The 19,385-nt window shown below is 70.6% G+C and carries 15 protein-coding genes; 8 read left to right on the top strand and 7 right to left on the bottom strand.

What is annotated here, in order from left to right:
* The first annotated feature begins 58 nt into the window (after positions 1-58).
* From ACX114_RS16940 to ACX114_RS16925, 4 genes are all read left to right on the top strand, one after another.
* Positions 59-853, top strand: a complete 795-nt coding sequence (locus ACX114_RS16940; RefSeq protein ID WP_459299128.1) for a hypothetical protein — start codon at positions 59-61, stop codon at positions 851-853.
* Positions 854-1,000: 147 nt separating this feature from the next.
* The gene (locus ACX114_RS16935; RefSeq protein ID WP_459299127.1) at positions 1,001-1,702 is read left to right on the top strand and encodes a DUF1361 domain-containing protein; all 702 of its coding nucleotides are present in this window, start codon (positions 1,001-1,003) and stop codon (positions 1,700-1,702) included.
* Between the two features lie 27 nt (positions 1,703-1,729).
* The gene (locus ACX114_RS16930; protein ID WP_459299126.1) at positions 1,730-5,431 is read left to right on the top strand and encodes an Ig-like domain-containing protein; all 3,702 of its coding nucleotides are present in this window, start codon (positions 1,730-1,732) and stop codon (positions 5,429-5,431) included.
* Entirely contained in the window at positions 5,428-5,805 is a 378-nt protein-coding gene (locus ACX114_RS16925) for a hypothetical protein (RefSeq protein WP_459299125.1), read from the top strand. The genes ACX114_RS16930 and ACX114_RS16925 overlap by 4 nt, the downstream gene beginning before the upstream one ends.
* Positions 5,806-5,809: 4 nt before the next feature.
* Here ACX114_RS16925 and ACX114_RS16920 read toward each other — a convergent pair whose 3' ends face one another.
* The 4 genes from ACX114_RS16920 to ACX114_RS16905 form a co-directional block, all read right to left on the bottom strand.
* Entirely contained in the window at positions 5,810-6,328 is a 519-nt protein-coding gene (locus ACX114_RS16920; RefSeq protein ID WP_459299124.1) for a GFA family protein, read from the bottom strand.
* A gap of 49 nt (positions 6,329-6,377) precedes the next feature.
* Positions 6,378-8,711, bottom strand: coding sequence for a PQQ-dependent sugar dehydrogenase (locus ACX114_RS16915; RefSeq protein WP_459299123.1), 2,334 nt, complete (start codon positions 8,709-8,711; stop codon positions 6,378-6,380).
* Between the two features lie 278 nt (positions 8,712-8,989).
* Positions 8,990-9,658, bottom strand: coding sequence for a hypothetical protein (locus ACX114_RS16910; RefSeq protein WP_459299122.1), 669 nt, complete (start codon positions 9,656-9,658; stop codon positions 8,990-8,992).
* The gene (locus ACX114_RS16905) at positions 9,658-10,425 is read right to left on the bottom strand and encodes an endonuclease/exonuclease/phosphatase family protein (RefSeq protein WP_459299121.1); all 768 of its coding nucleotides are present in this window, start codon (positions 10,423-10,425) and stop codon (positions 9,658-9,660) included. The genes ACX114_RS16910 and ACX114_RS16905 overlap by 1 nt, the downstream gene beginning before the upstream one ends.
* Before the next feature lie 356 nt (positions 10,426-10,781).
* Between ACX114_RS16905 and ACX114_RS16900 the strand changes: the two genes are divergently transcribed.
* The gene (locus tag ACX114_RS16900) at positions 10,782-12,089 is read left to right on the top strand and encodes a hypothetical protein (RefSeq protein ID WP_459299120.1); all 1,308 of its coding nucleotides are present in this window, start codon (positions 10,782-10,784) and stop codon (positions 12,087-12,089) included.
* Positions 12,090-12,172: 83 nt separating this feature from the next.
* On the opposite strand, the gene ACX114_RS16895 is transcribed toward ACX114_RS16900, so the two are convergent.
* The gene (locus tag ACX114_RS16895) at positions 12,173-12,811 is read right to left on the bottom strand and encodes a glutathione binding-like protein (RefSeq protein ID WP_459299119.1); all 639 of its coding nucleotides are present in this window, start codon (positions 12,809-12,811) and stop codon (positions 12,173-12,175) included.
* Positions 12,812-12,918: 107 nt separating this feature from the next.
* Between ACX114_RS16895 and ACX114_RS16890 the strand changes: the two genes are divergently transcribed.
* Entirely contained in the window at positions 12,919-13,845 is a 927-nt protein-coding gene (locus ACX114_RS16890) for a LysR family transcriptional regulator (RefSeq protein ID WP_459299118.1), read from the top strand.
* A 423-nt stretch (positions 13,846-14,268) separates the two neighbouring features.
* Positions 14,269-15,795, top strand: a complete 1,527-nt coding sequence (locus ACX114_RS16885) for an Ig-like domain-containing protein (protein WP_459299117.1) — start codon at positions 14,269-14,271, stop codon at positions 15,793-15,795.
* A gap of 57 nt (positions 15,796-15,852) precedes the next feature.
* Here ACX114_RS16885 and ACX114_RS16880 read toward each other — a convergent pair whose 3' ends face one another.
* Positions 15,853-16,104 carry a hypothetical protein gene (locus tag ACX114_RS16880; protein WP_459299116.1) on the bottom strand — a complete coding sequence of 84 codons (252 nt, stop codon included), beginning with the start codon at positions 16,102-16,104 and terminating at the stop codon, positions 15,853-15,855.
* A 326-nt stretch (positions 16,105-16,430) separates the two neighbouring features.
* Between ACX114_RS16880 and ACX114_RS16875 the strand changes: the two genes are divergently transcribed.
* Positions 16,431-16,946, top strand: a complete 516-nt coding sequence (locus tag ACX114_RS16875; RefSeq protein WP_459299115.1) for a hypothetical protein — start codon at positions 16,431-16,433, stop codon at positions 16,944-16,946.
* Here ACX114_RS16875 and ACX114_RS16870 read toward each other — a convergent pair.
* Positions 16,943-19,342 (bottom strand): M20/M25/M40 family metallo-hydrolase, encoded by a 2,400-nt coding sequence (locus ACX114_RS16870; RefSeq protein WP_459299114.1) that lies wholly within the window; start codon positions 19,340-19,342, stop codon positions 16,943-16,945. The two genes, ACX114_RS16875 and ACX114_RS16870, sit on opposite strands and share 4 nt — an antisense overlap.
* Positions 19,343-19,385 lie beyond the last annotated feature (43 nt).

The raw sequence follows: 19,385 nt of genomic DNA, 5'->3' as shown, positions 1-19,385 counted from the left end.
GGCCGCCACCGGCTCCCACCTTGGGCCCGTTCAGAAGAACCCACGAAGGGGGCGGCGGATGAAACGGATCAAAGCGGCGTTGTTGTCCCTGGCGCTGGGCGCGAGCCTGGGATGCGCCACCACGTACGACCCGTACTACTACGACGACGTCTATTACGATCCGTACTACGGGGCGTATGACGCGGCCTGGACCTATGCCTGGGTCGACCCTGTCTACGGCTATTGGTACTACGCCATCGGCCAGGTGCAGGCCATGGTAGACCCCGGCACGGCGGCCACCCAGCTCGCGGCGAATGCCTCCACCGCCTTCACGCCCTCCGGCTGCGCCACCGCGACCGCGACCGGCGGGACGGTGAACTACACCTTCAACAACTGCACGGCGGCGGTCTCGCTCACGCAGATCTCCGGCAACGTGCAGGTGGTGCTCTCCGACAACCAGGGGCAGCTCGCCGCGACGGCCAACTCCAGCGACCTCACCATCAACGGAGAGCCGTACAACCTCGCCCTGCAGATCGCCGGCGCCCCGCCTGAAGGCAACACGCGCAAGGTGACCGTCACCTCCAACAGCTTCTCGCCGAATCGCTTCGATTCGCGGACGACCCAGAGCACGGTCACCTGGGAGGCGGGCAGCGGGTGCATCACCGTGGACAGTACGTCGCAGGCCACGAGGGGCGGGCTCAGCTCGACCGCGACCGTGTCCGGCTACCAGCGCTGCGACCACCAGTGCCCCACGGCCGGGATGGTGCAGGTGGAGACGACCGAAGGGACGTTCACCACGACGTTCAACGGCGGCAACACCGTCGAGGTCATCGCGCCGAACGATGACGTCAAGACGTACAACATCGACTGTTGAGCATGAAGGCGCGGGCGTCTGGCCCGCGCATTGCTCAAGGGCAGACCCGAGGGCTCCATTGACGGCGCTCCGGGTCCACGCCCTTCCCGGAGCCGTTGCACCGTGGCCATTCCGCCACGGTGCGCGGCCGTGGCGCCACACGCCACCATGTCCCAACCGCACTCCCCCTGCGCCTCCATCCCAAGCCGCCACGGCCTGCTGCCCGCGATCCTCTGCAGCATCCTCGCGGTGGACCTGCTGGCCTTGAGGCTCGACTGGAGCGAGCGCGCCAGCTTCGCCTTCCTGTCCTGGAACCTGTTCCTGGCCTGGGCGCCGTACACCCTGGCCCTCGTCGCACGGGGGCTCATGGTGCGGGGCCTGGGCCGGCCCTGGCTCCTGGCCCCGCTGGCGTTCGGCTGGCTCGCGCTGTTTCCCAACGCGCCCTACCTGGTCACCGACTTCATCCACCTGCGTCAGCGGCCCGTGGTCCCGCTCTGGTTCGACGCCGCGCTCCTGGCCCTCTTCGCCGCCACCGGGTGGCTGCTGGGCCTGCTGTCATTGGACATCTGGAAGCGGTGGCTGGAAGAGCGCTGGGGCCGCACGGCGGCGTGGGCCTTCGTCGCCGTCACCTCTGGCCTGTGTGGCTATGGCATCTACCTGGGCCGCGTGGAGCGCTGGAACAGTTGGGACGTGCTCTCGGAGCCGGACCGCCTCCTGCGCGCCATGGCCTCACACGTGAGGGATCCCCTGGCCCATCCCGCCCTGCCCTCGCTCACCCTGCTCTTCGCCCTGCTCCTGCCCCTGTCCTACGCGGGCTATGAGGCGCTCGTCGCCCGTCTGTGCCGCCAGCGCGCCCCCCTGGAGCGCTGACATTGAATCACCTAATGTCCTCTCCCCATGCCTCGCTCCTCTGTCATTGGGTCGCGCTCACTGCTTGGATTGCTGGTCACCGCGACCCTGCTCTCCTGTCTGTCTTCTTCAACGCCAGGGAGCAGCGCGCAGGCGGTGGCGCCTTCATCTCCTCCGGAAGCCCAGGCGCCGTTCGATGTCTCCGCGGTCATGCGGCAGGTCCACTTCGCCTACCGCCCTGATGGACAGGCATGGCGTGGCGGCCACTCCACCTACGGCGTGAAGGCCGGGACGGAGGGGCTGACGCTGACCCCCTTCGCGCCAGGCGTGGAGGGCGCGCCGCTGGGCCTGGGTGCCATGCGTTCGAATCGCGGTGGACCGGGCGTGGGAACGGCGCGATTGGAGCGGGCCGGCCACCTCACCCTCACTCGCGACGGCTTCGTCGAGCACCTGCGCAACACGGAGGACGGCGTCCGGCAGGAGTGGGTCTTCGCCTCGGCGCCCGGCGGCGCGGGAGACCTGGTGCTGACGCAGTCCGTGAAGGGGCTGGTCTACGCCGGAGCCACCGCTTCGGGCCTCCACTTCCGCGATGAGCGCACGGGCCTGGGCTTCCGCTACGGCCACGCGGCCTGGGTGGAGTCCTCCGGCCGGAGCACGCCGCTCCAGGCGCGGTACGTCGCGGGCTCCCTCCAGTTCCGCGTGCCCGCGGAGGTGCTGGCGGCGACCGCGTTCCCGGCCACCGTGGAGCCCGTCGTCTCCCCGGAGTTCGGCATGGATCAGCCCGTCCCCGGCCCCCAGACCTCCAGCCAGACCCGGCCAGCGGTGGCCTCGAATGGCGAGTCCTCCCTCGTGGTCTGGCAGGACTTCCGCGAAAACACCACGAAGGTCTACGGGGCCCGAGTCTCCAAGGACGGCGAGGTGCTGGACCCCTGGGGGATCGGAATCTCTCGTGACTCGGGCTCCGCCAACGCCCCCAGGGTCGCCTCCGCGGGAGGAGGCTATCTGGTCGTCTGGCAGGCTTCGACCCCAGCAGGGACCCGGGTGATGACCGCGCGCGTGGACCGCGACGGCGGACTGCCCGACGCCGCTCCGTCCCTCATCATCGACGCGCACTCCTTCGCGCCGTCCGTGACGTCGAACGGGACGGTCTACTTCGTCGCATGGAGCAGCTCGTCAGGTCTGCGTGGGACACGGGTGTCGAGCACCGGTGCCATCCAGGATCCCGCGGGCCTGCCCCTCGCCACCTCGCCGCGAGAGCCGAACAATGCCGCCGTCGCCTCCAACGGCACGGACTTCCTCGTGGTGTGGGAGGACGCGCGCTACAACGGGGTTGGCGGCATCCACGGGGTCCGGGTGTCGAGCGCGGGCACCGTGCTGGATCCCCAGGGTCTCGTCCTGGCCTCGGGCTCGCGGACGCAGTGGGAGCCCTCGGTGGCTTCCAACGGCACCGACTACCTCGTCGTCTGGAGGGACGACTCGAGCCCCCAGGGCGGCGACAATCTCTTCGGGACGCGGGTGACGGGCACGGGCACGGTGCTGGATGCTCCGGCGTTCGCGGTGTCCACGGCGAACGGGGACCAGTCCATGCCCGCCGTCGGCTCCGATGGCGCGGACTACCTCGTCGTCTGGTCGGACAATCGCTCCGGCAGCGATGCCCTCTTCGGGGCACGGGTGACGCAGACCGGGACCGTGCTGGAGGGCGATGGGCAGTTCCTTGCCCGGGGCTCCTCCTTCGACACCGAGCCGGCGGTGGCCTTCAATGGGACGGACTACCTCGTCGCCTGGGGGCTCGACTCGGACATCCACGGCATGCGCGTGACGCGCGGGGGCGCCGTCCTGGATGCGGGGAGTGTCGTGCTCTCCACGTCGGCCAGCACGCAGACGGCGCCCGCCGTGGCGTCGAATGGCACGGACTACCTCGTCGTCTGGTCGGACTCCGGCCACGGCGGTGGGAGCATCGTCGGCGTCCGGGTCAACGCCCTGGGCGAGGTGCTGGATCCCTCGGGGCTCGTGTTCGCCATGGGAGCCGACAGATGGTTTGGCACGAGCACGGCGGTGGCCTCCAACGGGACGGACTACCTGGTGGTCTGGAGGGAGGGCTCGGACGCCGCGCTCTACGGCACGCGCCTCACGAGCGCGGGAGAGGTCCTGCATCCATCGGGGATCCGCCTCTCGCCGTCCACGCTCTCGTACGCGAGCGAGCCCAGGCTGGCCTCCAACGGCACGGACTACCTGCTCGTCTTCAATGCCTGGACGGACGAGTTCACGGTCTCCTTCCTCGCGGCGGCGCGCATCTCCGGAACGGGTGAGCTCCTGGATGATCCGGTGCTCCGCATCACCGACTCCGCCAGGACCTCCACTCCCCACGCGGTGGCTTCCAATGGGAAGGACTACTTCGTGGCCTGGACCCAATCGAATGGCGCGGACCTGGACATCCGTGGCTCGCGGGTGACGGGTGCCGGAGCGGTGCTGGACCCCGAGGGACTGGTCATCTCCGCGGACCGCTACGACCAGCGCTCGCCCGCGGTGGCCTCCACCGGCACGGACTATCTCGTCGTCTGGGCAGGCTTCAGCGGCGGGAACATCCCTCACATCTACGGTGCGCGGGTGACGGAGACCGGGACGCGGCTCGACCCCGCGGGGTTCGTCATCGCCACGCAGCGGTATCAGCTCGATCCCGCGGTGACGGCCCTGGAAACGGAGTACCTGGTCACGTGGCGGGACAGTGAGATCAGCAGCTTCGACACCAACATCCTCGGAGCGAGGGTGACGGAGTCAGGCATCCTGCGCGAGCTGCATGGCTTCCCGATCGCGGTGACGTCCGATGTGGAGGAGACCCCGGCGGTGGTGTACCCGGGCACCGGCCGCACGGCCCTCGTCGTGTACTCACGCGAGGACAACACCGCGCCCTACTGGAGCGACCGCATCCGGGGGCGCCTGGTGACGTTCAATGACAACCGTCCGCCCACGGCCGTGGGGCAGTCCGCGTCCACGCCGGAGGACACGTCCCTGGCGCTCACCCTCCAGGTCCGTGACCCGGATGGCCAGCCCCTGACCTATGAGCTCGTGACGCCGCCCAAGCGCGGCAACATGAGCCATTGGGGTGCGAACCCGACCTATGTGCCCGCGCCCGATGTCGCCGGGTCGGACAGCTTCACCTTCCGCGTATCGGATGGAGAGTTGCGCTCGGCCGTCGTCACCGTGTCCCTGGAGCTGACGGGCGTCAACGACCCGCCGTCGGTGCCCGCGCTCGTCGCGCCCGCGGAGGACACCGTCGTGACCGGTGGGCGCGTCACGTTCCAGTGGGCCGCGTCCAAGGATGTGGATGGCGACGCCATCGTCTACGACCTGGAGCTCCTCCAGGCGGGCACCCGGCTGCGGCAGTACCGGACGGCGGAGACGACCTGGGCGCTGGTCGCGGACGAGGCACTCCCGGTGGGGAGCTATTCGTGGCGGGTGACGGCGGTGGATCCGGCCGGCGCCTCCAGCGCGGCGTCCCCGGAGCGTGGCTTCAGGGTCGAGGACACGGCCCCCACCGACGCTGGAACGGACGACGCCGGCACCGCGGACGCGGGCCAGCCCGATGCTGGTCCTACCGGGGATGAGAAGCCCCTGCCCTCCGACTCCGGCTGTGGCTGCAACCCCGCCGCGGGTTCGACGCCCTCGGCGCCGCTGCTGCTGGCGGGGCTCGGGGTGTGGCTGAAGTGGACGCGCCGCCGCCGTCAGAACCGACCGGAAGTGGCACCGTGACCCTCGAGCGCGACCTAAACGAAGCGCTGCGCGCCTCCCCGATGGAGCTGGATTCGGAAGCGGGCTTCGAGGAGCTGCTGGAACTCGTGGAGCAGACGACCGACGCCAGGGTCATCCGCACGCGGGAGGCCCTGGACTTCCTCACGTTGGACCAGCCGGGGCCGGAGGTCATCCACAGCGGCACCGTGGGTGAGCGCAGCCTGTCGGCCTGGGAGGCCCCGCGACGGGATGCGCGGGGCCTGGTGTTCTACGCCAACGTGAAGCGGCCGGATGGCGCGGACTTCGTGCGCATGCGGGTGGACCCGGCCACGCGGACACTCTCCGTCGAGGTCATCGACGGCGGATGGTTCGAGATCGCCGCGTACCTGGGCTGAGCGCTCAGCGCTTCAGCAGCATGGGGATCCACGCGAGGAAGAGCTTCGTCATGAACCGGACCGCCAGGAAGCTCGGGTGGTTCGGAACATCGTTGGGCAGCTCCACGCCCGCGGGCTTGAACCGGGTGCAGGTGCGCAGCTCCAACGGCGGCACCTCGCCGGTGAACCGGTTCCCGTAGACCGAGAACCAGTGCGGTCCCGAGCCCATGTCCATGTACATCCCCGAGTTGCAGCACGTCGCGACGAGCCGCCTCGTCTCTGAAGCGTCCTTGAGCTTGAAGCCCGACAGGAGCGACTCGCCTCGGGAGACGCGGAGGCGATCCTTCCGGTAGAGGAGGAAGTCCGTGCCGCCCAGGGGGCCGCGAGGCGACGGCGCGTTCGGAAGGGCCTCGATCCGGCGTCCCCCCTCCTGGCAGTCGTCGCAGTAGCACTCGACGTGGATGATGGGCGGCCCCCGCCCCTCGAGTTCCACCTGTCCACAGGCACAGGTGGCGGTCCGGATGACGTCGTTCTTCTCGGGCATGCGCCTCCTCTATTCCGGCGGCGCCGCGATCACGAGCGCTTTCGCCGGGCTAGCGGAACCACCGGAGCCCGGCCACGGCGTCACCGTCGTGCTCGTAGTACTCGACGACGACGGAGTGCTCACCGGCGCGCATCCAGCGCGCCTGGACGTAGCTGGTGGAGGACTGGTCCCTCCAGCCATTGATGATGCGGCTGCCATCCACGAAGACCCGGATGCCGTCATCCGCCTGGGCCATGAAGAAGTACAGGCCCGTCGCGAAGTAGAAGCGCCCCGTCCAGCGCACGGAGAAGTCATCCGCGCCCACGCCTGGCGCGGGGATGCCCGCCCACCAGTAGTGCATCAGCGGTGCCCCCTCGCAGCGCACCAGCACCGGGACCCCCGCCAGCTCCCGGTTGGTGAAGTACTCCGCCCGGTACTGCCCCGCCGGACACTCCGCGGGCGCGACGGGTTCGAAGAAGGCCGTGACGCCCACGTCCTCCGTGCCCACCTGGAGGGTGTGCTCCGCGGCCCCGCCGTCCGACCAGCCGATGAAGCCGTAGGGGCCCTGGGGTGACGGCGCGAAGAGCGCGTGCGAGGAGCCCGCGACCACGGAGCGCACCAGCGGTGACGGGCTGGCCGTCCCGTCGAACACCACCTCCAGCCCGGGAGGCGACGTCTCCAGCACCACCTGCACCTTCAGGGGCAACAGCGTCACCGTCCGGCTGCCCATCAGCCCCGCGGAGTCCGTCGCGGTCAGCGTCAGCCCGAAGCGCACGTCGTCGCCGTGGTCCGGGACGGTGAAGGATCCGCTGGGGCCCTGTCCCTCGGCGTAGGGATGGGAGTGGCACGCGCCCGGCGTGCAGTGCACCAGCGTGAGGGTCCACGCCATGCGCTCCGCGGGGATGGCGCCGTCCTCCGCGTCGCTCGCCGAGCCCGCGAACGTCACCACGTCCCCCACCTTGAAGCGGAACGTCTCCGACGGCGCGTGGATGGACACCACCGGCGCCAGGTTCCCCACGGAGATGCGCACGGAGGCCGTGCTGCTGCCGCCGTGTCCGTCGCTGACGGTCAGCCGGGCCACGTGGAGGCCGGCCACCTCGTACAGGTGCTCCGGGTTCGCCACGCCCGACACGGAGTTGCCGTCACCGAAGTCCCACACGTACTGGAGCGTGTCGCCGTCCGTGTCGCGGGAGCCGGCGCTGGAGAAGTACACCCGCAGGGGCGGCCCGCCTTCGCGCGGCGTCGCAGATGCCACCGCGACCGGCGGCGTGTTGGTGCCCGGGTAGCGGATGCGGCGCAGCTCCCCTGCGAGGATGTCCACGAGGTAGAGCTGGGAGCCCGGCCCGCTGCTCAGGTCGACGACTCCGCCCGCCTCGGTGGCGAAGGTCGCCACGCTGTCCGGCACGAGCTGATCATTGGCGTCCACCCGCAGCGCGCGGATCCATTTCTGGGTGTAGTCCGCGAAGAAGTAGGCGCCCCGCCACTGCGCCGGGAACGACGGGTCCTGGATGAAGGCACCGCCCGTGACCGTCTGGCCCTCGGCATGCGTCCAGGAGTACAGCGGAGGCCGCACCGCGTCCGGTCCCCTGGCATACAGCGCCTGGCACACGGCCTTGGGCTCGTAGCCGCGCTGGCGTCCGGGGCCCTCGTAGCAGGGCCAGCCGAAGTTCGCGCCCGGGGACGCGACGTTGATCTCCTCGTGGTCGCCCCAGCCGACGTCGCCCACGTAGGGCGTGGCGGTGCCCGGCCGCAGGTTGAAGCGGTACGGATTGCGCAGCCCCAGCGCCCACACCTTCGAGCGGTTGTCCTGGCCATTCCCATTCCAGAACGGATTCGACGCCAGGCCCTGGCCGGTGCGTGAGACGCGCAGAAGCTTGCCCGCCAGCGAGTCCAGGTCCTGCGCCCGCAGCGCGTCGTCATCCACGGCGTCGAAGCGGGCCCCGTCTCCCAACGACACGAAGAGGGTGCCATCCGGCGCGAACCGGATGTTGCCCACGGAGTGCGATGCGCTGTCCGAGGGGATGCAGTCGGAGCCGGGAGGCAGGTCCTTGCAGGAGCCGGCCACCGCGGTGCCCAGCAGCACCGACTCGCTGCCGGGCGAGGCCGTGTCCCCGACCGCCGTGTACCGGGCCAGGCGCGACGTCTTCGGCCCGTCGTCGTCCGTCGCATCATCGTCGTGAGTGTAGAGCAGGTAGACGTAGCCGTTCTGCGCGAAGGCGGGGTCCACCGCGAGCCCCAGCAGGCCCCGGTCATGGTGGCTGTTCACCCGCGCGCTGACGTCGAGGAAGGGCGTGGGCACCAGGGCGCCGTCCTTGACCAGCCGGACCACCCCCGCCTTCTCCGCGACGAGGATGCGGCCATCCGGCAGGTGCGCGAACGTCGTGGGGTAGTGCAGGCCGCCCACGACGAGCTCGGACGTGAAGCCCCCCGGCAGGACCCGCGAGGCGGGCTCCGGAGCCCGGTCCCCGCCAGCAACACCCAGCCCAGCCCGAAGCAAAGACAGATGGCGAATGGATCCGGCCAGCGGCGCGGCAAGGACATGGGGCCCCCTCCAACGGGTGCGAAAAGAGTGGGCGCAAGCTGGTGCCTCCCCTCTTTCCGGCCACCCGTCCCGAGGCCATGGACCGCTGTCGCATTGCACGCGACACCCCAGCCGGAGAGGGCCGAGCGCGGCTTCCTCCGTCAGCGACGCGAGGTGCGTCCCCAGCGCAGCGTCAGCCCGGCGTAACCGGTCGGCTGACGGCGGCCGTCCCTCACGTCGAACGGAAGCTCGAGGCCACCTTCCGCCCGCAACTCCAGCGAGGGATTGAGCCGGTACGCCACGCCCAGCGAACCGCCCGGCGCGACCATCAGGCTCGAGCCGGCGAGCCTGCCCTGGAAGACCGTGAGCGGGCCCGCGAAGGCGCCCATCAGCGACGCGCCGCCGGTCAGGGTCCACCGAGCGTTGATCCGGTAGTCGACCAGCGTCTGGGCTCCCAGGCGGAGGTTGACGGGCTCCGTGGAGTTGTTGGTGACGGGCACGTACCAGACGCCCGCGCTCGGGGCGACGGACACGGTCCAGGGGGAGCGCTCCATCAGCCGGTGCCGGGTCCCCAGCTCCAGGCCCAGCAAGGTGAGGCGGCCGCCCCAGTCCCAGTTCTCGCCGGCGCCCTTGCGGAAGGTGAGCTCGGGGTTGGGGAGGTAGGCCCGCTCCCGGCCGCGCTCGAAGGCGATCGTGTTCACGGAGACGCCGACCTCGGTCGTCCCCACGGGGGTCGTCGCCGCGCCCAGGTTGCGCGCTCCGCTCAGACAGCCGGGAGCGCAGAGGAGCAGCGCCCCCAGCCACAGGGTCCGCAGGAGAGGCCTCGGCATCACTGCGGCCATGCGAAGCGCACCCAGACCGGCTGGTGGTCACTGCCGGAGGGACGCTTGTCCACGCCGCGATCCACGGGGGTGAGCCCCCGGGCGAAGACGGAGTCGAGCGGCAGGCCGCCGATGACGGAGTCCACGGTGTCCCCCACCCCTTCGGAGGCCCACTGGAAGCCCCACTGCGAGAACAGCTTCACGGTCTGCGTCAGGCTCCCCGGGTCGGAGGTGTTGAAGTCGCCGGCGATGACCTGCGACGGCGCCCCGCCTTCGACCGCGTGGATGACGGTCTCCGCCTGATCCAACCGCGCGCCCAGCCCGACGATGGGGGTCGCGCCGTGCACGGAGACCACCTGGAAGGGGGTCCCCCGGATGTCCACCGTCGCGGCCACCCCGATGCGGTGCTGCTGGTGATACGGGTCGTCGTGGGGAAGGTTGATCTTCTGGTCCGCGGTGATGGGCCACCGGCTCAGCACGGCGTTGCCGAAGTCATCCCCGTCCTTGGCCACGGAGGCGGGGTAGTAGACGTAGGACAGCCCCAGCTCCCGGGCGATCCGCTCCACGGCGGGAGCATCCATCTCCTGCATCGCGATGACGTCCGCGTTGGAGAGAGGAGGGCTCGACAGGGACGTCACCGCCTCGGTGACCTGCTCGGCGAAGGCGAGGTTGTACGTCACCACGGTGACCGAGGAGGGAGCCTCCACGGCGACCGGCTGCACGGGCCGGAAGTCCCCGCTATATCGAGGCCCCTCCGCGTCGGAATAGCTCGCCATGATCGGGCACCCGGTCAGGGGCCCGAGCAGCAGGAGCGCCCCCAACCAGACGGCCGGGCGGGCTCTATCGCACCGCAAGGACTGACTCATTCCGGCAACAAACGCCGCGCAACCCCCAGGACTTCCACGGGGCTATGGCCCATGCCTGCATGGCCGGGAGGGCGCACAGTTCACCATTGGCTGGTGTGCACGCCTGCCCCTCCCGCGAGCACGGCCTGGAATGCCTGCGCCAACCCTCGCGCGAGACCCGGGCCCTGTATTCGCGCCGGGCCACTGGCTCTATCCATTCGCCTCGCGCGGCGGGCCAGAACCTTCCGCGCCCGCCGTACTACCCGCGGTACCCACGAGGCAGCTGAATGAACCAGGAACAGTTCTCCATGCAGGGGCAGCAGATGTTCGCCGACGCCCTGAAGGCCCGGATCGTCGACGCCGTGCACGAGCGCGTCGTGTCCGGTCTGGAGGAGCGGATTGGCACGGAGATCCGCGAGCGCGTCAGCGATGCGCTTCGCGGTGCGCTGCGTGAGCGCATGCAGATGAACATGCCGCAGGGGGAAGGGGTCGGGGCCGGGATGCCGTTCGACACGGAGCAGATCGCCGAGGCCATCCACAACCGCCTCGCCGACGTCATCCATGAGCGCATCGTGAGCGGCGTGCACGAGCGCGCCCGCGAGGTGCTCCGCGAGCGGATGGGCGAGGCGCTGCGCACCGCCCTGGCCGAGAACTGGATGAGCATGCAGCAGGGGCACGGGCACTTCGACCCGCAGCGCATCGCCGAGCGCGTGCGCATCAAGCTGGAGGACGCCCTGCGCGACCGCGTGGGCAACGTGGTGCGCGAGCGCGTTCGCGACGCCATGCGCGAGCGGCTGGGCGAGGCGCTGCGCTCCGCGATGATGGAGCGCAGGATGGGCATGGAGGGCATGGGCGGCATGGGGATGATGGACCCCGAGCGCATCGCCGACACCCTCCGCACCCGGCTTGCCGACGCCGTGTCCGAGCGCATCCACACCGTCGTGCGCGAGCGCATCCGCGAGGCGATGAAGGAGCGGCTGACGGACATGCTGCGCTCCGCGCTGTCCGAGCGCCGGGTGCAGATGGGGCAGATCGACCCGGAGCGCCTGGCGGACACCCTGCGCGACCGCGTCGCGGACACCCTGCGTGAGCGCGTCCAGACCGGCCTGCGGGAGCGCGTGCGCGACGCGCTGCGCGAGCGTCTGGGCGACGAGCTGCGCGCCCGGATGACCGAGCGCACCCAGGGCATGATGGGCTTCCAGCCCCAGGGCATGGGGATGATGGACCCCGAGCGCATCGCCGAGGCGCTCCGCGGGCGCCTGGTCGACGCGCTCCACGAGCGGCTGTCCAGCAACCTCCGCGAGCACCTCCAGGAGGCGCTGCGCGACCGCCTGGGTGACGCCCTCCGCGAGTCGATGGGCGCCATGGGCGGGATGGGCCACGCGATGCGGGGCGGGTACGGTGAGCAGCACATGGGCGGCTACCCCGCGCAGGGCCCCGGCCCGGTCGACACGGAGACCCTCGTGTCCGCCATCCGCGAGCGCGTGGGCGAGGACCTCCGCGAGCGCATGGCGAGCATGGTCCGCGAGCGCGTCGCCGAGGCGGTGCGCAAGGAGATCAAGAACGGCGTCGGCGGCACCCAGCCGCTGGCCTGACGGACCCACCGTCGAAGGCTGAAGACTCCCTCCCCTCCTCCGTCGCTTCCGGAGGAGGTGGAGGGAGTTGTCGCGGCCCGCCGTCACGGGGTCGTCTTGCGCTTCTCGAGCTGGGCCATGTAGAGCGCCCGCTCCTCGGAGAAGGCCTTCGCGACGCTGGGCCGCTTCTGCAGGCGCGTGAAGTAGGCGCTGAGCGCGGGCCACTTCTTCAGGTCGATGGGCGTCGCCACGTGCCAGCCGAGCACCGTCACCAGGTACGCGTCCGCGACGCTGAAGTGCTCCAGGAGGAACTCACGTCCGGTGAGGTGCTTCTCCAGGTAGGCGAGCCGCGCGGCCCCCTTCTCCAGGGCATAACTCCTGGCGCCTTCAGTCGACGACGTGTCGAGGAGCGGGAAGAACGTCGCCTTGTGCAGCTCCGTGCCGATGAAGGACAGCCACTGTTGGAGCCGCACGCGCCCCCGGCTGTCGGCCGGCGCGAGGTCCGCCTGCGGCAGCGCCCCGGCCAGGTATTGCAGGATGGCGGCATTCTCCGTGAGCACGTCTCCGTCGTCCGTGCGGAGCGCGGGGACGAGCCCCAGGGGATGCACCTCCAGGTAGTCGCGCCCATCGAGCGTGCGCTTCGTCTTCGAGTCGACCTCGATGTACGTCGCCTCCGTGCCCGCCTCGTAGAAGCAGATGCGGGTCGCGACGGAGCAGGCCAGGGGAGAGAAGTAGAGCTGCATGGGATGTCCTCCAGGACGTCGTGCGTGGACCTTCGCGGGAAAAGCGAGGGCCACTCTCCGCTTCCGGAAGGGATGCGTCCAACGCATCGTTGGCATAGGCTCGATGCATGGATGACATCGCCCCGCCCTCCCCCCGCCTCGACGTGCGCGACCTGCGCGTGGTGCTGGCCCTGGCCTCCGCCGGAACCACCGCCAGGGCCGCGGCCGCGCTGCACCTCACGCAGCCGGCGGTGAGCCGCGCGCTGCTCGCGGCGGAGGAGCGGCTGGGCACGCGGCTCTTCGACCGGACCCCGCGCGGGCTCGTGCCCACGCCCGCGGGGCAGGAGCTCGTCGCGGGCGCCACGCGGCTCCTGGTGGAGCTGGGCGACCTGGAGCATCGCGTGCGGGCGCCGGTGGCCCCGGCCATCCGCCTGCGCCTCGTGTGCGAGTGCTACACTGCCTACCACTGGCTGCCGTCCGCGCTGGTGACGCTGCGTAAGAGCCTGCCGGGCCTGCACCTGTCCCTGGCGGTGGAGCACACCCAGGACCCCGTCTCCGCCCTGGTGGCCGGAGAGCTGGACGTGGCGCTGCTCACGACGTCCGCCGTCCCTCGCGCCGGGCTGGAGAGCCGGCCGCTCTTCTCGGACGAGATCATCTTCGTGGTGGCCGCGTCGCACCCGTTGGCGTCCCGCCGGGCGCTCACCCGGGAAGACCTCCGCGAGAACACCCTGCTCACGGGGCAGACGCCCGCGGCGGAGTCGCACTGGTTCACGACGCAGGTCTTCGGCCGCGAGCGGCCCCGGCTCCGCGTGGAGCGGCTGCCGCTCACGGAGGCCATCCTCGACGTGGCCCGCGCGGGCCTGGGCGTCGCGGTGCTCTCCGAGTGGATCACCACCCCTCACCTGGGCAAGGGCGACCTCGTCGTGAAGCGGCTCACGACCGGGCCCTTGAAGCGGCCCTGGCGGATGGCCTGGAGGAAGGAGGTGGGAGACGCCGCGCTCCGCCTCCACGCCGCGCTCGAGCCCACGGTGCCGCGGGGACTGGCGGTGGGATAGCCTGCGGTGGCTGTCCGCAGCGGTGTCACCCCATTCCGAAAGGTGTCTATGATTGACTTCATGAAGAAGGCGGGAAAGACCTTGCTCGCCGTTGCCACGGGCGCTGTCTTGTCATTCAGCGCAACGCAGGCCCTTGCCACGCCCCCAGATACTTCCGCGCCGTATGAATGTTCCGCCTGCATCGAGCAGTGCATCGAAATGGGCTTCAGCTCTGGCTGGTGCACCCGCACGGAGTGTTACTGCCATTGAGATTTTCCTGCGGCCCGGCACGCGCCGGGCCGCAGTTCTCAAACGGGCGGCGAGTCCTTGGACACCCGGGAACGCGTAAACGCTGGCTCTCCCTGAAGCCTGGCGGAGTCTGATATTGCGTCTCCGCCGGTGCCGCCTCTTCGCAGGCGCCGCGCTCCGAAAGGAACACCCCCAATGAGCATGCATTCGAGAAGGTTCCGTCGCCTCGCCATCGCGTTGGTCGGTGCAGGTGCATGGCTTTCCGCGGGTTGTGGCGAGCTCCCCACCCCCCAGGAGAACACCCCGTCCCAGGTCGTCATCCAGGACGCGGCGGTGCTGAACGACCCGGCGAGCACGGCGTGGAGCTTCAACCGGCTGGTGACCGCGATGAGCGGCCCGGTGGCGCCCTCCGACTTCGTGCGCGACAACCTCCCGCGGTGGGCGGGGCAGGACGCCCCCACGCAGTCGCTCGTCGCGCGGCTGCTCGAGACGTGGCCGACGCTGGCGGACGGTTCGCTGGACCTGGCGAAGGCGCCACTGCGGCTGGAGTCCATCGTCCATCAGCCGGCAGCGCTCGACGTAGCGCGCGGCAGCGCCGGCGAGGGCCGCTTCGTCTTTGGCGGCGTGGACGCGAGCGGCAATCCGCTGGGCCTCACCGTCACGCTGAGCTACGCCCTGGCGGCGCGGACTCCGGCGGAGGCCCGGGAGTGGACGCAGCGCTGGCAGGAGCTGGCCTCGCGGACGCCGGGCTCCGAGGCGTTCAAGGTGGAGCTCCAGGCGCTCACCGACCGCATCACGGCATCCCCGGGCCAGGGCCGGGCCGCCGCGGCTTCGCCGAACCCACGCCCCCAGGCGCGCGCCCTGCTGCCCGATGACACCACGCCGCCCACCGTCGCGATCAGCTCACCGGCCCCGGCCAGCTTCCTGCGTGGCACGTACGTGGTCACGGCGAACGCCTCCGATGACGTGGGCGTCACGCAGGTGGACTTCTACGACGGCGCGACCCTCATCGGGTCCTCCATCGCCGCGCCCTTCAGCGTGAACTGGAACACCACGGGCGCGACCTCCGGCAACCACACGCTGACGGCACAGGCCTTCGACGCGGCCGGTAACTCGACGACGTCCAGCGCCGTGACGGTGCTGGTGGACAACTTCGCGCCGGTGGTGAACCTCGGGGTGCCCCAGTACAACCCCATGAGCCAGTACTACGTGCGCGGCATCGTCACCGTGGGCTGGACGGTGACGGACCAGAGCCTCTCGGGTGTGGCGCAGACGGAGTTCATGCAGGAAGGGGTCGTCAAGGCCACGGCGCCCGGCTACTCCGACTACACCTACAACTTCACCTGGGACACGCGGGTGCTGGGCAACCGCCCCTACTCGCTGGCGCTTCGCGCCACGGACAACGCGGGCAACGTCCAGATGAGCACCCGCAGCCTCATCGTCGACAATCAGCTGCCCACGTCCGTCCTCACGTCGCCCGCCAACGGGGCGGTGGTCAGCGGCAATGTCACGCTGACCGCCAACGCGAGCGACAGCCAGGCGCTGCTCCAGGTCATCTTCGAGATCGACGGCGTGGCGACATACTTCATCGGGGCCGGCAACCCGTTCACCCGGACGTGGGACACCACGGGCAAGTCGGGCACGCACACGATCGTGGCCATTGCCTCCGACCGCGCGGGCAACAGCCGCCGCAGCAACGCGGTGACGGTGACGGTGCCTTGAGCTGAGTGAGACGGGCACCCGCCCCGCGCGGATGCCCGGCCTCCAGGTGAGCCGTTGTCAGTAACAGTCACCGCAGTTGTAGGTGATGACGCCGCCGGGATAGTAGCCACCCGTCGAGGGGCTGTAGCAGTAGTACCGCATGAGATTGCCCCAGCGGCCGCCGCACTCGTCAATCTGCGTGCATTCCCAGACGGGGTACCCCTCATCCCCCGGCTCACAGTCGTAGAGCGCCTGGTCCTGGGCCGCCACGGTTTCATCCATGGGCACTTCCGCGTCCACTCCGCCGCAGCCCAGCGCAAACAGACCCATCGTCAGCAGTCCAAGGGTTCCCTGTACTCGCATTGACTCTCCAGATGTGAGGGGTTCGCTTTGAGGCCAGAGAAGAGTGACATGGGCTCACGGCATGAATCAATACGTGTCGTGCGACACCCACCCGTACCCGGAGCGTGTCAGACATTCCGAAGACACGGGATTGTTCCAGAGCGCAGGAGGCTCGAAGAGGGGCCGCTGGCTGACGGATGGGAGGGCCGTGCAGTGTCGTATCCCGGCGACAGTCCCTGACCGGTGGTGCACCGGCTCAAAGACAGGCATTCCGCGGGCGTCTTGAGGGCGTAACCCGAAACAAGGAGACGCGAATGTTCAAGACGGCTGCGAGGCTGCTGGGCCTGGTGGGGTTGTTCTTCTTGGTGGGCAGTGCTGAGGCCGCCAGCGACAAGAAGATCATCACCATGACGGTCTACAGTGAGACCGGGGAGAGCGCGGTCGTCCGCGCGGTGGATGGCCAGGGCTTCAGCGCCACCAACGAGACGCGGAAGCTCGCCTATCGCATCGTGCCGGAGGTCACCGGGCCGCAGACCGTGCGCTACAAGATCTACAACGCCTATGACCAGGACTCGGCCGCCCCCATCGAGGTCGTGGAGGCCCGCACCGACGGACAGATCCACCGGGGCCTGCGCGCCACGTTCAACGTCGCGGTGACGACCATCGAGGAGAAGCCGCTGGACTTCAACCCGCTGGCCGCGCCCGCCAACCAGGGCATCACCTGCTGCGTGACGTGTGGCGGCTGGCGGTACTGCTGCACGCCCAGCCCCGGCTATTGCTGCACCATCTCCTCGTCTTGCGGCATCGGCTGCAAGGTCTGCAAGAACTAGGGCGTGGGGCCGGGAGAGACCTGCGTCGCCGCGGCCTCCAGCCGCAGCGTCCGCGTCACTCGCGTGCCCTCGTCCAGTCCCTCACCGAAGGGCACCGGCATGCTGTCCTCCGGGCGCGCGGGAAGCCCCTGCGTCACCGACGCAGGCACCGCGTAGGTGTGCTCGCCCACCCTCACGGTGGGGCTGCCGCCGGCCGTCAGCTCCAGCTCCAGATCGAAGCCTCCGGAGGACGGCACCCAGTAGCGAAACAGCACGCCCTGGGCCGCGTTGCGGGTTCGCAGCGTGTCGCCCGGGGCCTGCTGGCCCGCGAGCCGCGCCGAGACCACCGCGTCTCCGGGCAGCACCTGCACGTCCACGAAGGCCGCGTCCGGATGGGACGGGGTGATGTGGAGCGACACCTTCCGGCGCCCACCCTCCCCTGCCTCCATGCGCATTTCGACCGCGGGCCCTCGCAACTCCCCCCCTGGCGTAGGCGCGGGCGCGTTCCAGAACGGTCCCTTCACCTCCGGCAGCGCGTCCACGGCCTCCCGCTTCGGGTCTCCACCCAGGTACGCGCGCGTCCAATCATTGAGCTCGGGATCCGAGGACACCCAGCGCGCCGTCTTCGCGTCCGCGTCCACCAGGTACAGCAGGCCCGTGGGGCGCGGGTTTCGCGCGTCGAAGCGCTGACCGACAGCGAGCGACACCAGCAGGCCCAGGCCCAGCAGTGCGGCTCCACCCGAGGCCCACGGCAGCCCCCGGCCCGCCAACCACAGCCAGCCGGGCGCGAGCAGGCAGATGCCCAGCATCAGCAGGTCGGAAGGCACCGCGGCCCGCTCCAGCGGCAGCACCGTGTAGAAGGTCGCCAGCACGCCGGGCAGCAGCAGCAGGAGCGGCAGCGCCGCCAGCCCCCACAGGGGCACATGCCATCGAGGCAGCGGCTCCGTCCCCCGGCCTCCCAGCCACAGGAGCAGCAGGACCATGCCCGCGAAGGGCCAGAGGAACAGCGCGCTCGCGCCCGGCAAGACAATGCTGACCGCGATGCAGATGACCGCCCAGGGCACGCAGCCGCCCGCCGCCAGCTCCATCACCGGCGCGCGCCGGCGCAGGTACAGCCCGACGCCCATCGCCGCCATCACCCACAGCACCACCGCGAGGATGAAGCGCGCGTTGTCCTGCGTCTCCGAGCGGCTGAGGGCGCGGAAGCCGGGCTGGAGGGCGCGCAAGAGCGGCCACGCGAGCCGCGCGAGGCTGCTGGCCAGGAAGCCCACGAGCAACAGCACGACCGCCTCCCGCGCCACGGCCCACACGCGCAGCTGCTTGCGCTGGCGCGCCCGGAAGATGGCGAACACGAACAGGCCGCCCCAGAGGACCGCCAGCGGGACAGCCCAGGACCGGGGGTAGTGGACGCGCAGCGGGCCCGCGTTGAAGTAGATGAGCTCCTCGCCCTCCGGCACGGATGCCTCGCGGGAGATGCGCCGGGTGAGCGCGAGCAGCGTGTCGCCCTGCTGCTGGAGGAGCCCGTCGGAGACCGCGTCCACGGTCTCCTTGCGCGAGTGGTAGGCCTGCGTGCCCTCCACGTTGGCGAAGTTCAGCCCCTGCCAACCGCCCTGCCGCAGCGCCGTGAAGTCCGTGGCGTTCTTCATCCGCTGATACACGGCCGTGAAGAGCGAACCGGCCCCGACGTCCGGGGCCTCCTCTGCGAGCCTGCGCACGAGCCAGCCGCCGCCCGGGGAGACCTCGAACATCAGGAGCGGCCCCGCGTTGCCGCGCGCGTCCACGTTGAGGACCACGCCGGATTCGCGGGCCCAGGGGTGGGAGGCCACGAAGGCCGTGCTGCCCAGCAGGTGCTGCTCCTCCGCGTCGGTGAAGAGGAACAGCACGTCGCCCGCGAGCGGAGGCCCCTGCTGGAGCGCCCGCGCCACCTCCAGGATGGACGCGACGGCCGCGCCGTTGTCGGACGCCCCCGGCCCGGTGGGCACGGAGTCGTAGTGGGCCACCAGCATCACGGTCGTGCCCTTCGTGCCGTCCTTCGCGCGCAGCCGGCCGACGACGTTCTCCACGTTCGCGGCGGGCCGGGGGATGCCCTGGGCGGGAGCGAAGACGGGCGCGCGCTGGACCTGGACCTCCGCGCCCACGTCGCGAAGGCGCGCTTGAAGGTAGTCGCGCACCTCCGCGTGCCGGGGCGTCCCCACGGCGTGGGGTTCAGCGCCGATGAAGCGCAGGTGTTCGCGGGCACGTTCAGCGGAGAACCGCTCCCCGGGCGCGGAGGCGGGCACCGGCGCCGGCAGGGAGCTTCCACGCAGCACCAGCAGGATGACGCCCAGGCCAAGCAGCGCGGTCACCCACCGTGCGACCGACGACGCGCGAGAGGAGGCACTGCGGTCCAGGCCCGCGGTCGGGGCGGTGTCACTCATGTTTCAGTCCTTCAGGCGCGTCCCCCTTCGGCCGGGGACCGCG

Source organism: Corallococcus sp. M7 (assembly GCF_054512695.1).
Note: the sequence above shows the minus strand (reverse complement) of the source record. Positions and strands in the feature narration are given on the sequence as shown.